At 58.6% G+C, this 12,796-nt stretch carries 14 protein-coding genes and 2 pseudogenes; 10 read left to right on the top strand and 6 right to left on the bottom strand.

Features of this window, described 5'->3' with window-relative positions:
- Positions 1 to 144 precede the first annotated feature (144 nt).
- Entirely contained in the window at positions 145 to 576 is a 432-nt protein-coding gene (locus AC07FD_RS28540) for a PIN domain-containing protein (RefSeq protein ID WP_378924380.1), read from the bottom strand.
- Between the two features lie 3 nt (positions 577 to 579).
- Positions 580 to 816 carry a type II toxin-antitoxin system Phd/YefM family antitoxin gene (locus AC07FD_RS28535; RefSeq protein ID WP_095090524.1) on the bottom strand — a complete coding sequence of 79 codons (237 nt, stop codon included), beginning with the start codon at positions 814 to 816 and terminating at the stop codon, positions 580 to 582.
- A 271-nt stretch (positions 817 to 1,087) separates the two neighbouring features.
- Between AC07FD_RS28535 and AC07FD_RS28530 the strand changes: the two genes are divergently transcribed.
- From AC07FD_RS28530 to AC07FD_RS28515, 4 genes and pseudogenes are all read left to right on the top strand, one after another.
- Positions 1,088 to 1,390 carry a DUF982 domain-containing protein gene (locus AC07FD_RS28530; RefSeq protein ID WP_095090292.1) on the top strand — a complete coding sequence of 101 codons (303 nt, stop codon included), beginning with the start codon at positions 1,088 to 1,090 and terminating at the stop codon, positions 1,388 to 1,390.
- A 64-nt stretch (positions 1,391 to 1,454) separates the two neighbouring features.
- Positions 1,455 to 1,652, top strand: a complete 198-nt coding sequence (locus AC07FD_RS28525) for a hypothetical protein (protein ID WP_143748889.1) — start codon at positions 1,455 to 1,457, stop codon at positions 1,650 to 1,652.
- A gap of 363 nt (positions 1,653 to 2,015) precedes the next feature.
- A pseudogene (locus tag AC07FD_RS28520) lies at positions 2,016 to 3,661 on the top strand (MFS transporter).
- Positions 3,662 to 3,919: 258 nt separating this feature from the next.
- The gene (locus AC07FD_RS28515; protein WP_478352561.1) at positions 3,920 to 4,345 is read left to right on the top strand and encodes a VOC family protein; all 426 of its coding nucleotides are present in this window, start codon (positions 3,920 to 3,922) and stop codon (positions 4,343 to 4,345) included.
- Positions 4,346 to 4,816: 471 nt separating this feature from the next.
- Here the strand turns inward: AC07FD_RS28515 and AC07FD_RS28510 are convergent, their stop codons facing one another.
- Positions 4,817 to 6,142 (bottom strand): Fic family protein, encoded by a 1,326-nt coding sequence (locus AC07FD_RS28510; protein ID WP_378924968.1) that lies wholly within the window; start codon positions 6,140 to 6,142, stop codon positions 4,817 to 4,819.
- Positions 6,143 to 6,863: 721 nt separating this feature from the next.
- Between AC07FD_RS28510 and AC07FD_RS28505 the strand changes: the two genes are divergently transcribed.
- From AC07FD_RS28505 to AC07FD_RS28490, 4 genes are all read left to right on the top strand, one after another.
- Entirely contained in the window at positions 6,864 to 7,076 is a 213-nt protein-coding gene (locus AC07FD_RS28505) for a hypothetical protein (RefSeq protein WP_378926234.1), read from the top strand.
- Positions 7,077 to 7,325, top strand: coding sequence for a DUF982 domain-containing protein (locus AC07FD_RS28500; protein WP_378926232.1), 249 nt, complete (start codon positions 7,077 to 7,079; stop codon positions 7,323 to 7,325). It abuts the gene before it with no gap.
- 287 nt (positions 7,326 to 7,612) lie between these two features.
- Entirely contained in the window at positions 7,613 to 8,074 is a 462-nt protein-coding gene (locus tag AC07FD_RS28495; RefSeq protein WP_478352562.1) for a phasin, read from the top strand.
- Between the two features lie 572 nt (positions 8,075 to 8,646).
- Positions 8,647 to 8,859 (top strand): cold-shock protein, encoded by a 213-nt coding sequence (locus AC07FD_RS28490; RefSeq protein WP_379018039.1) that lies wholly within the window; start codon positions 8,647 to 8,649, stop codon positions 8,857 to 8,859.
- Between the two features lie 398 nt (positions 8,860 to 9,257).
- On the opposite strand, the gene AC07FD_RS28485 is transcribed toward AC07FD_RS28490, so the two are convergent.
- From AC07FD_RS28485 to AC07FD_RS28475, 3 genes and pseudogenes are all read right to left on the bottom strand, one after another.
- On the bottom strand, positions 9,258 to 9,443 hold the full coding sequence (locus AC07FD_RS28485; protein ID WP_095090288.1) for a hypothetical protein: 186 nt from the start codon (positions 9,441 to 9,443) through the stop codon (positions 9,258 to 9,260).
- A 217-nt stretch (positions 9,444 to 9,660) separates the two neighbouring features.
- Positions 9,661 to 9,921, bottom strand: a complete 261-nt coding sequence (locus AC07FD_RS28480; protein WP_095090287.1) for a hypothetical protein — start codon at positions 9,919 to 9,921, stop codon at positions 9,661 to 9,663.
- A 46-nt stretch (positions 9,922 to 9,967) separates the two neighbouring features.
- Positions 9,968 to 10,366, bottom strand: a pseudogene (locus tag AC07FD_RS28475) (Ros/MucR family transcriptional regulator); the annotation flags it as partial.
- A gap of 376 nt (positions 10,367 to 10,742) precedes the next feature.
- Here AC07FD_RS28475 and AC07FD_RS28470 point away from each other — a divergent pair.
- Together AC07FD_RS28470 and groES are read left to right on the top strand one after the other, a co-directional pair.
- Positions 10,743 to 11,512, top strand: a protein-coding gene (locus AC07FD_RS28470; RefSeq protein WP_478352560.1) for an IS5 family transposase whose coding sequence is annotated in 2 segments (ribosomal slippage) — positions 10,743 to 11,057 and positions 11,060 to 11,512 — 768 coding nt in all. Because the reading frame shifts where the segments join, the coding sequence is not laid out codon by codon here.
- An 856-nt stretch (positions 11,513 to 12,368) separates the two neighbouring features.
- The gene (gene groES, locus AC07FD_RS28465) at positions 12,369 to 12,665 is read left to right on the top strand and encodes a co-chaperone GroES (RefSeq protein WP_006203049.1); all 297 of its coding nucleotides are present in this window, start codon (positions 12,369 to 12,371) and stop codon (positions 12,663 to 12,665) included.
- Positions 12,666 to 12,796: the final 131 nt, after the last annotated feature.

Here is a 12,796-nt window from a genome sequence, read left to right as displayed (position 1 = left end):
TATCCAGGAAGTCCGGCGCATCACCACCAAGCTTGCCCAGCGTCGCATAAACCCCGCCTACGTCATCGCATGGTCATGCTGGAGGCGCGCCCATCAGGCGGCCGCTCGACGAGCTCACCTAAAATCTAGAATGCAACTGTAAAGCTAGGATAGACAAGGTCCCGGTTGCCCATGTTCCAACCAGTTTTCGAGTGCCAGTCCAGGCACGAGGGAAAACTCGCGCTCATTGTCTGTGACCGGCGTGGCGTCGATCGCCAACGCTTGCGCGGCAATCCATGTATCGTTGGCCCCAATTGGCGTTCCTTGAAGCTCCAGAAATGCTCGAACCTTCGCATAATGTCGCGTTGTGTCGTAGTCGACTCCGACAAACGGGAGCCGTTGAGCCAGCGCGGCCAAGCGAGCGCGGTTGCGGTCGCCATAAGCGCTGTTCTCGGCGCCGAATTCTAGTTCGCCCAGCACAATGGCAGAGAGCCGCATGGCGCTCAGTTGCTCGGACTCCGATCGTCCACGCACCTCGATCCGGCCTTTCATAGCCGCTATCAGGATATTCGTGTCGAGAAGGTAGAGTGACGTCACAATCTAACCGTCCAACGAAGTCTCATGTTCAGCCTGCTTGTCGTCAGGCGCGACCAGATCGATTTCATCGGCGTCTGCCCAAAAATCACGAAAGGCGTCGGCCGCCACGCGGGGATGGTCGGGAACAAGGCGCGCGATCACCTTGCCGTGCCTGGTGACGGCGATTTCTTCGCCAGCTTCGACTTCCGCCAGCAAAGCTGAGAAGCGGGATTTCGCCTCCACTACGGTGATGCTTTTCATCGGCGTCTCCATAAAATGACCATGTGGCCAGAATATATGTGCAAGAGCAGGTCGTCAAACGAACCCTGCACCGTCGGGTCACAGACGTGATTCCGCAGCCTCATGTAAGATTCGTCGAATTGCACCTGCGGACTTCTCGATCACAACTCCGCAAGCCGCCGCTTTCGTGTTGAACCGTCATCGCCTTGACAACACATTCTGCTATCGTGAGCGGGTTCCGGTGATGCATCTGTTCGCACAAATTAGCTGTTCAGCAGATCGGGAGGAAAGAATGAACGCTGAGGCTTTCGGCACCCCGCTGTTCGTGAAACGTGACACATACATCGTACAAGAGATTGCGGACCTCGCGGACGCCATCGATTTCCTCACTGAATGGCCAGACGATCGCAGGGACGGAGTCCACGAGATCGCCCTTAGGACGTGCTATGATGCCTATGATGGGCGAAAGCCTGTGAGTGCTGCCCGCAACGCCTTTTTTGGCTTTGCGAAACGGGTCGCCATATTGGAGGATGAAACTTCCGCGATGCAGTGGCTCGCCGCCTGCAAGTCGGGCACCGGAAAGGTGCAAGCATAGGTTTTGGCCACTTCTGCTGCTGGGACTTCGTGGATGGCTAGAGGCGCGTTGAGGGAGGTTCGCCATGCCGCACAACAGTTTTGCTCGTCCAGAGCAATTGGCAATGCTCAGCAAGGCCCTCGCGGAGCTAGGCGGCCATTTCCCGCCGGACAGCCCCGAACGCGAGGCCTTGGCCGCGAAGATCATGGCGCTGTTCGAAAGCGGGGCCGGCACGCTGAAAGAGATCAAGAAGGCGCTGAGCGACCGAGACGCTGCTCCTTGAACCTCACTGGCCTTGTCCGGTCCCAAGGGGTGAAAGCGGCTCGCCCGTAGCAGCAGGCGGTTTCCGTTCTTGCTGCGGATCCAGCCGATGGGCGCTACCAGCCTGCGGCCGTTTGACAAGCCGGCCATCGGGGCGCTAGCACCATCCAAAGCTGAGAGTCGCAGGGCAGAACTGACCGCATCCATCGGGCTGCGCGACCTCGACCGGCTTACACCCAACTGGACTTATCGCGCATCAGCATGGTGATGCGACATCTCCTGTGTTGAGAGCGCGATGACGGAGCTTGGTTGTGACGCAGCTGTGCGCGAAGCGCCCAGCTGTCGGCAGGTGAGCGAAGAACGACTTGGTGGAGGTGAGATAGTCATGCGGCGTGAAGATTCCCCGCCCTTTGCGGCAACCACACTGATGCCTCTTCAGAACCCGGTCTTTCGCTCGATCTGGACAGCCACGCAGATTTCCAGCCTCGGCTGGCTCGTCCAGAGCGTGGCTATCGGCTGGCTCATGGCGACGATTTCAGCCTCCGACCTGATGGTGGCACTCGTTCAGGCTGCATCTACACTGCCCGCCTTCTTCTTGTCGATCCTTGCTGGAGCCATTGCAGACAGTTTTAGCCGCCGCGGGGTGATGCTTGCCGGACATTGCCTGATCGCACTGGCGTCCACGACGCTGGCTCTCGCTGTCAGTCTGGGCTTTGTCAGTCCGTGGTTGATCCTCGGTTGGGTTTTCTGGCCGGATGCGGCTTTGCCTTGAATGATCCAGCCTGGCACGCCTCCGTCGGTGATATCCTGGAAAAGCGCGAGATACCCGCTGCGGTGACACGGATGTCGGTGGGATATAATATTGTCCGAAGCGTAGGTCCCGCACTGGGCGGTGTTATTTTGGCCTTCCTTGGCCCGCTGGCAGCATTTGCATTGGCGGCGCTGAGCGACCTGGTCCCGTTGAGCGCTGTCCTGCGCACCAAGTGGCAGGTTCGCTCTTCGCCTCTTCCGCGCGAGCGCATGGCGACCGCCATTCATGATGGCATGCGCTTCACCGCGATCTCCTCGGAGATCAGAGTGGCGATTGTGCGTGCAACCTTGTTCGGGCTGTCGAGCATCTCGATCCTTGCTCTCCTTCCCCTCCTCGTCCGCGATCAGCTGGCGGGTGGGCCACTTGTTTACGGCGTCCTGTTGGCCGGCTTCGGCACAGGTGCCTTTGTCGCAGGCATTAGCAATGGTTACTTGAGACGCATTGCGACCCAAGAGCGATTTGTCACGCTGGCGTCCGTTGCCTGCGCAACGTGTTGCCTTTTGCTGGCCGTCACATCATCCGTGACGGTGGCGGCGATCGCGCTTGCAATCGGTGGCGCAGGCTGGGTCGTCACCTGGACCGGAACCGACGTGTGTGTGCAGTTGGTAAGCCCAAGGTGGGTCGTTGGTCGCACTCTGTCGATCTATTACGCTTTGACCTACGGCGGTATGGCAGCCGGCAGCTGGATCTGGGGAGCTGTCGCGCAGAACTATTCCCTGACGTGGGCTTTGGAAGGTGCTGCAGTGGCACTGTTGCTGGTTGCAGCAGCGGGAAAGGTATTGCCGATACGACTATGGGAAGAATCGGATCAAGGAGCTGCCGACTTCATCCCACCAGAACTGGCCCTTACTCTCCGGCCGAGGAGCGGTCCAATCGTGGTCAAGGTGGAGTACTCGATCCCCGAACCTAATATCGAGGCGTTTCTGCGCTGCATGCGCGAAAGGCGGCGCGTTCAGACCCGTGCCGGTGCGCGCAATTGGACGCTGCAGCGAAATCTTCAGAATCCGACTCTTTGGACTGAGACATTCCGCACTCCGACATGGACGGATTACCTTCGTCTAAATCATCGCCTGACTTTGGCTGACAGGGAGGTAGCCGAGCGCCTAGCCGCTCTGCAGGCTGATGGGTCTTCTCCTCATCTCGCACTTTCGATCGAACGGCCGACAAGCCCTGCCTCTGGCAGCGAAGTTCAGCCTGTGCCCTTTGTATCGCGCCCGTAGCTGACGTTTGAAACGGCGCTCGGCGGGCACTCTCGCAGTTTTTGGGAAACCTGATTCGCAATTGACGCGAGCAGTTGTTGATCTACGTCACGATCTAGCTATTGCCTTGGCAGGCTGTGCAGCCTGCCGCTCGCTCCTCCTGGAATGGTGAATGCACAATCCTTACGGTTTGACCCTCGTGGGTGGCCGTCAGCAACGCGAGCACTGACACTGACTACAGAAGGGATGAACCATGATGCTCTCCGGCGTTCCCAGTCCATGGCCAAAGCATTGCGAAAAGCTTTGGCCATGCGGCAGATCGATTTGTCGGCAGCGAATGCCCATGAAGTAGTCCCTCAGCAGCATGGCATTTCAGACGGGAACGTTCTCAAGTCGGTTTGCGATGTTGGGATATCACTCTCACTGACGATTTTTGTGGAGCATGGTGGGCAGCAGGGAGCTGCGTCGTTCTATCAAGCCGCATTCGGAGCAGTGCAAACCAATGCGCATTTTCTAAAGAGACGAAGTGAGCTGATGGCCGTCGACATGCGGCTTGGGGATCGGACGATCTCTGTTTGCGGCGCTAACCCTCGTCGTGAAACTGAGCCACTTCGGGGCGGCCCATTTTTCCCGAAAGAACCTGGCTCGGTCAGCACGACGGCCTCGGGAGGCCGCGAAATCAGTGCCGTATGCGTATCCGCCTGAACATGAGGCAGGCCCTTAGTGGGGCTGGCCGCAGGAGTCGATCGGTTCTTTGACCGGGGGTTAACGAAAAGTAGCGGGCGAGCGCATCACTGCCACTTTCCCAGCTTTCCGCCGACGGTAACACTGAAATCGGAGGAGACTGGAAATGGATGCCAACGTCCCCGGCCTATAAGAGGTCAGTATGGACCGCGCACCTGTTTCGGAAATTTTTGGAAGAATTTCGGCAAATGGCACGACAAGGCGCGCCAGGCGTCACGGCAGAGCTCATTTCGGCCGACGACCCTATCGTGAGGGTCGCCGCCTCATACATAGCTTGTCATCGACCTGGATGACGTGAAATGTCCATCGCCGCTGCACTCGAATTTCTAAGGCCGCGTCCTCGGCTATGAATAAAACGCCTGTAAATAGTCAATAATAATCATATGTTTGGCCGTTCCGTCGGTGGCTTGAATGAATGGTGAATAAAACATACTAAGTGCCATGGGTTTTGGATCTGCCGCTGATGTAGGCGACTACCCTGTCAGGGTCGACGTTCCATGCCCTCGCGTTTTCCGGTGTGATCGCCGTGATTATCTCGGCCACTAACCCAACGAGGTGGTCCCGGTCTTCATCATTCAGGTTCTGGAAATAATCCGAAGCGAACGACCGCACGTCGTCTTCCGGGAGGCCATCCTCCACGATGGTACGGACAGCCTCGTCGATGCGCCTCCGCTCACGCAGTTCGACAGACTTCGGCACCCGCCTGGTCGCCACCGCAGCCGTGTAGTTTTTCGACGTCTCCTCATAGGCGTCGGCCACGGCGCCGGCCATCAATGACGCGTCGCCCAGTTCGTAGAAGAGGATGAGTCCGGACAGGTATGCGCTGCGGTTGATGCCGATGAACGAGATCGGCGGCAGGCCCTGCCATAGCAATGGCACGTTGGCCATGAGCCGCCCCATCCGCTTGTCGCCGTCAATGAAAGCCTGCAGGTAGGAGAACTCGGTCAGCAGCAGGAAGCTTGCCTCGAACGGGTCCTCGACTTGTTCCGCTTTCCAGAGCAGCTGGCCCAGGTCCTGCGTGAGCTGGGTGCGATCGCCGCTCGGCTGGTAGCTGGAGCCTTGAATCTTGACCGGGTTTCCCCGCACCCGCCCAAGGTCTTCGGGCGAGATCAGGTCGCGAAGGAGCATCGCGTGGATTCGGGCGGCGAACTGGGGGTTGAGGACGGGCCTCCCCACGCTATCGAGCAGCTCGGAAATCGCGTGCTTGTGGTTGAGGATCATGGTTGCCTCCGCCAGTTCGTGGCCGCTCGCTTTCTGGCCGTATTGAAGGAGGACTTCCGTGTCGAGATAGGTGTACGTGTTCCCTTCAAGGTTCGATGATGCCCAGGCGAGGTCAATCAGGAAGCGTTCCGCGATCGCCCTGCTATATGTCGATGCATCCAGGGCCTGGTTTACGCCTTCCGCGGCGGCCCTGATGCGCGCCAACTGTTCCGCTGGAAGCCATGTTGTTGTGTTCGGGACGTAACCTCCGATCCGCTCAGGGTCATACGGAACCTCGGGGCGGTAGTGCGGTGCCTTCGAGAACCAAGACGCTGCTGGGGACAAATCGAACGATGCGCCGCGGGTTTCTCCCGTTTTGATGACGATTCCGTCGGCGACGAGCCTGGCCATCGCCCGGGACACGGTTGGCTGGCTGGCGCGGCTAGTCAGTTTCGCTACGATGCCAGTCTGCGACATGCCGATCCCGGCGCGGGAAAGGATGCTGACGATCTCCTTCTGAAGAGTGTCCAAATTACGAAGTGCCATCACGGGATGCATGGGATTCACCATTCACAAGTTCACGCAGGGACGACTAAGCGCCCGCCGCCCTGCAAAAATCAAATGAGAATATCGCCATTCATGAATAAATAGAAGCATAAAAACGATTTGTTTACAACGATATAAAAACTACCGGAAGGTGTCTGAATGAATGAAGAATAAATCGTTCACCTCGGACCGACCGCAGATGTAGCCTCAGTTCTCGGTGAGCTAAGCCGAGTGGCCAGTGAGCGCGCCTCCGCCTTGACAAGGCGACGCGCGTCTAACTTTGGATGCCTTGTACGGACCTGGAGCTCCATAGGAGGACCTGGAGCTCCATAGGATCGACTGATCGCGACAAGGGCGAACGGCGTCTCGATGCGCTCTGGAGAAGCCTGACTCCCTTACGGGAACGGGGCGACGGGCGCTGGTCTTTCTGGAGTAAGGTCCAGGTTGAAGCGTTAATTTGGGAGTTGGTGGCGGTTGCTACCGAATTAGCGCAAAATTGCCTGAAACTGCATTGTCAGGAGAGGGTTCTGGGGGATGCGGATCATGCTCATACCGGGGGTGCCGTCATGCGCTCCTGTGTGGTTGGCCGCGACGGCGTGGCCGGAAGAAAGCCGCGCCAACATGCAGGGGATGAGAAAATCCAACAGCCCCATATCGGTAAGAATTGCACGTTGATTTTTTTGGACATTGCTCCAACGTGGGGGTAGTTCGATTCCGGCCTGGAGTGCGGCTAATGGTCGACCAGGAGGCCGCTGTCATCGCCAAAGAACTCGTTCGATTGCCGCTCCAAACCGCCGAGCTTGGCGATAAGATCTCCATCAAGGCAACCGTCGCGGCAGATCGCAACCGCGGTCCGGACCTGAGCGGAACGGACTGTGAGCTTACCGAACGCATCGTCTTGGAGACCCATGTTTCTCGCCGCGTTCGTTATTTTCGATCTACATGAATGACGCCCCCGGTGTCCCTTCATAGGTTTTCGCCACCTGTCGTGATAAATATCAGCACCCCAGGTATTCGCTACGAGTGCAGCAGCGTCGAAGATGCAGCCGATCAGCTGCTCCAGTGGACTAAGCACGGTCCCAGATGGAACGAGGCCGTACGCGTCTGTTTGTCCGCCTTGGCCGGAGAACTGACGCCTGACGATGCCCGCATCGCCTTCAAGGCAGCCGCCAGAGAGGAAGGCCTGCTTGTCTAGCAATCTCTATCATGGATCGAGCGGAGGCCCGGAGAGCGCCCGAGAAATTCGAGGCCGGCGCCGGTCCGATCTGAAACCGTTCTCGGCAAAGGGAAGGTCGGCACGCGCCATGACGGCACGTCATTACCCGTAACCCATTCGATCACTGGCACGTCCGCGCGAAGCCGATCTGCAGCGGCCGAGCCGGCACGCCGCACCAGATTGGTGCAGTGCACATACCACTGTCACACATCAGCCCCAATGTGCTGTCGCGGGCGGGAAACCATCTTCAAGCGGAGGTTCAAGAAATGTCCAAACCCACTGACAAGTCCAGCGCAACCGAAGCCACCGAATTTGCGGCATTCAATCCCGACAAGGCTACCGATCAACTTCGCGCCGTCGCTGACAAGGGCATGGAGCAAACGAACGATGTGCTTCAAAAATTCAAATCAGGCGCTGAAGAGACCCAGAAGGCGCTCGAGTCGAGCGCCGAAACCGTGAAGTCGGCCGGCAACGAGTTATCGCTGAAGATGATCGCGGCATTGCGCGCGAACGCCGAAGCTGACTTCTCGCACCTTGAGGCTCTGGTCCGTGTGAAGTCGCTGTCCGAAGTTTTTGAGTTGCAAAGGATCTTTCTGCGCAAGCGCGTTGAAATGGGTGTCGAGCAAGTCAAGGACATCCAGGCGCTCACCGCCAGGGCGGCGGCCGACGTTTCCAAGCCGGTCAAGGACGCCTTCGCGAAGGCCCTGAAGGGCCTCGAGGCCGCCTAGTTTTCTAGATGATCCAATCAATGCGGGAGCACTCCTCGATTTCAGGCTACCCGTCATTTGCCGGTCAGGGGCCTGTCGTGCAACGCGGGTTTCTGGCCGGAGCCCGATTTGGAATGGTGGTCCATCATGGTCGACCACTCCCCCCGCAACCGGGACTTGCCAAACAGTCGCTCGCCTGGACCGGCAACGTCCAGCGCCGGAACTCGACGGCGCGATGTGCTCATCTGCCGGCGGGACACCGAAACAGTCGCGACGGTCATCAAGCGCCCGAGGTCCGCTCGTGGCCGGATCGGGTGGCAAGGCCGCGGCCTCGTCGACCGTGACCCACATCGACGACCTGGTCGGCACACCAGCTCCTTGTCGAGGCGGCGCCGAACGGCCGTCCCAGAGCGTAGACCAGGGACAAGGTGGATCTTGTCTGTGCCCAAGAGAGTCCGAACCCTGTTTCTTCTTCGGCCAAGTGGTCAAAGGCCTTGCGATTTGGCGATCTTGCTGCGTTATCTCCTGGCGCAATGTAAACCGGCCTGGCTTTTGGCCAGGCCATTCTGCAGTTGTTATGAAGGAATAAGAAGATGGCGACTGGAACCGTGAAGTGGTTCAACAGCACCAAGGGCTTCGGCTTCATCCAGCCCGATGGCGGCGGTCAGGACGTGTTCGTCCACATTTCGGCTGTCGAGCGTGCCGGTCTTTCGACCCTCGTCGATGGTCAGAAGATCAAATATGAAATCGAGAAGGACCGCCGCACCGGCAAGTCTTCAGCTGGCAGTCTGAGCAAGGCAGGCTGACTGTCTTGCGCGCCGCGCAAACGTGACGGAGCCAAAAGGCCAGGGCAGCTTTTTCTCAGCCTTCACGAATTACAGGCCAAGCCAGACAATTTGCAAGGAAAGGCGGGGTGTTTCCCGCCTTTCTCAAAATACCGGCCGGAAGGTGCGTCTGAAGGCGCCGTTCGCCACCTGCCTCATCCAAAGCCTGGTGGTTTATCCCACACACCGACAAGCTGATGCCCCTGGTGAGAATACCGGCGAAAAGTTCGGAGAGGCGGCCCGCAGCTATCTGGCCCCGCGCCACCGAGACTCGCACAGCGCCTACAGGCTGACACTCACACCGTCGGCCGTCGCCAGCAGTCTGCTGCCGACGGCTCCTTGTCATTGATTCCACATAGGCGCGCAGCAGCACGTTTGGGTCAGCGGCCCCCGGCCGCAGCGCTATCCTCGATGGCGGCTGGCACCTTTTGTGGCGCCGCTCCAGCCGGCGGATCGTCCTCGGTCCTCAAGTCCAACTGCCCCCAGATCGACGTCTTCCGTGGGCCGGATTTCGGCTTCCGTGAGGGTTTGACCTCGATGATGAACGGTTTTGTCTGCTTGCGCATTGATCCTCCAGCCGATTCGCGGCGCAACGATACTTCGCTTATCGGCAAAGGCAACTGTGCCGGGCATTGGGAGGTGCTCAGGAGACATACCCAGCAAGGTCCGGTGGCTCAGGTGCCGCGACCCTATTGCCCGGTGTGTATATCCGCGAGTGCGGAGCGCCCGGCGAGAGCCGCCAATCACATTGCCATTCCTTTTGGAGGACATTGACTTTTTTATTCACAAGGCCGCTTCGTGGTAAAAAAGATCTCCCTCGATATAAACAACGCGCTCTGCCGTCACTTTGCGGCGCGGCGCCAATGCCAACGACATGCCTATGTGATTTTCGTCCCGCCAATCCCTGTGAATGTCATTCGGGCTTGGCGACGCAAGGATCCGGGCGGTGTTGTCAATCGGATGGCACCAAGTTTTCGCGAGCGCCGGCTGCGCAAGCAGTAGCGACAACGCCGCAAGCACAAGTTGGCGATGGAGCCTGAGCATCGTGCCGGGCCATCGCCCGATATTGAAAGGCGACAGTTGCCTTCTTCTAAGCTCGTGCCTTTCGCTTGTCAGGCGCCTTCGCAGCAACCTTGCGGCCGAGACCGCTCGCTTTCGCCAATTGCGATCGCGAGGCCGAAGAGTTCGGGGCGACCATCGGATAGTCGGCGGGCAGGCCCCATTTGGATCGGTATTCGTCCGGTGTCAGCCCATAATGGACGTTTAGATGGCGCTTCAGCGATTTGAACTTCTTCCCGTCCTCCAGGCAAATGATGTGGTCCGGGAACACCGACCGCTTCGGGTTGACTGCGGGAGCCTGCGCCGGCTTCTCGGGTTCGGCGGGCTGTCCGAGTTTCGACAGCGATTGATTCACGCTGTGAATAAGATCCGGCAGAGAGGAAATCGGCGGCGCGTTCTTGCTGACGTAAGCGGAAACAATGTCAGTTGTTTCAGCCCGAGCATGTTAGTCATGTCCTCAGCCAAAGCAGGTTCTCCTTTCGAAACATTCATCTTTCTAACTTCCAAACACAATCAACGGGAAAATAGCATGTTCATCCGTAACTCAACGCGTCAGCGGTGACTGCAGGATTCCACATAGTGGATTTGCCGACGGGACTTTCGGAACACCGGCAAGCGTCGCTGCATTTCCCCAGGGTAATCTACCAATCAGGTGATTCGCGCGGCTCGCCGTTCGGCCAATACGGTCCGAAACGTCTCCGGATCCAACGGAAGCAACATCTCCACTTCACTAGGTCATAGACCCATAAAATGGGATTCCCAAAACGTTTGATGGGTGATTCATTCCTCTCATGATGGAGGTATGAATGGCGCGCTTTGATCTTACGGATTTCGAGTGGTCGGTCATCGAGCCCTTGTTGCCGAACAAGCCTCGTGGCGTCGCGCGTGTTGACGACCGGCGGGTTTTGAACGGGATATTCTGGCGATTGCGGACCGGTGCGCCTTGGGCGGACATTCCGGAGCGCTATGGCCCGCACACGACATGCGTCAACCGCTTCAATCGGTGGCGCAAGGCCGGTGTGTGGGATCGGCTTCTGAGCGCGGTTTCAAAGGCTTACGATGGCGATATCCAGATGATCGATAGTTCCAGCGTGCGCGTGCATCAGCACGCCGCCAACGCCCAAAAAAAGATGGCCGACCCAGTTGCATGGGTCGCTCGCGGGGCGGTTTGACGACCAAGATCCACGCGCTCGTCGATGCTGAAGGCCTGCCGATCGACCTAAAGCTGACCGAGGGCCAGGCTCATGACGGTCGCAGCGCCCGTGACATGCTTGATACACTTGTCGAGGGACAGATCCTGTTGGCCGACCGTGCCTATGACAGCGACGAACTGCGGCAAGGCCTGACAGAGCGAGGGGCATGGGCCAACATCAAGCCCATGCCGAACCGAAAGAATGTCCCAGCTTTCAGCCCCTTCCTCTATAGATACAGAAACCTCGTCGAGCGGTTCTTCAACAAAATCAAACACTACCGTGCAGTCGCCACACGATACGACAAGCGATCTGATAACTTCCTGGCTGGCGTCAAACTCGTTTCCCTGAGAATCTGGATGCGATTTAATGAGTCTATGGCCTAGAGTAATATCAGCGCCAGCGGTTAGCTACACGCGACAGCGAAGCTGGTGTTCCATCGTGCGGACCAGCATTACAATTGGCGCCCATCAAGACGGGGCCTGTCTGATGGCGTCCCGCCATGTCGGCGCTACCCAGCCGCTCGCCGATTGCGGGGACTGCTACGGCCGAGCCGGTCCCTGAATATGATTGATCGACGCGGTTGGCGGCGAACCCATCGGGCCGCACCCGCTGTCGCGGTTCGGATCGCGGCGGCAATAGCTTACATGAAACAAAAGGGCCGCCCGAAGGCGGCAAAATCGGGAGTGCCCGAATCTGCAATGGGATTGACGATCCAGGACGGGCCAAGCTTACCCCACGTCAGCGCAATTGCAATCGGTGCGTCGCCAGCCTTCCTGTTTACGGAATATTAGGCCTGTTTTCGCATCATCGATCCGGGCGGCTGAGTAGTGCGTTCCGCCCGCACCCCATTTCAGTCATGGGGCTGCCAAGCCGCCGGGGCGGTTTACTGCTTCGCAGAAGCGCCGTTTTTCGACCGATCTGTGACGCCAAGACCTTTCAGTGATCTCAGTGATCTCGGTCTCGAGCTGACCGGCAGCTACGGGCTCGCCGAACGATGGCCACTGCTGGGCGCTGCGGTCGCCTCGGCGGCAATAGGACAGCCGGCCAAATCATCATACCGGCTGTCTGCAATCGCCTCACGAGCGTCTTGACTCTCCTATGCCAGGAGCCTATCCCCCGCGGTGTTAGCACTCGCCATTGATGAGTGCTAACTAATGTCCGGAACCGCCGGGCGTACTGGTTTGTCCGGCTTCGCCGGATAGAGGGACAGTTCTCACCGTTCTCATCGAGGAAGAAAAAATGGCAAAGTCGAAGTTCCGCCCGCTTCATGACCGCGTGGTCGTTCGCCGGGTCGAATCCGAATCCAAGACCGCCGGCGGGATCATCATCCCCGACACGGCAAAGGAAAAGCCGCAGGAAGGCGAGATCATCGCTGTCGGCTCCGGCGCTCGTGACGAAGCCGGCAAACTGGTTCCGCTGGACGTCAAGGCTGGCGACCGCATCCTGTTCGGCAAGTGGTCGGGCACTGAAGTCAAGCTCAATGGCGAAGACCTTCTGATCATGAAGGAATCCGACATCATGGGCATCATCGGCTGAATATCGGCCTCTCTTTCACCTGAATCTTCATCTTCGGGCTCTCTGCGAGCCCCTGCCAGGAGCTAAACATGGCTGCCAAGGACGTAAAATTCTCCCGTGATGCCCGCGAGCGCATGCTGCGCGGCGTCAAC

The sequence above is a fragment of the Mesorhizobium waitakense genome (assembly GCF_056431085.1).
The sequence above is the reverse complement of the archived record's forward strand: the minus strand, read 5'-3'. Positions and strand labels throughout refer to the sequence as shown.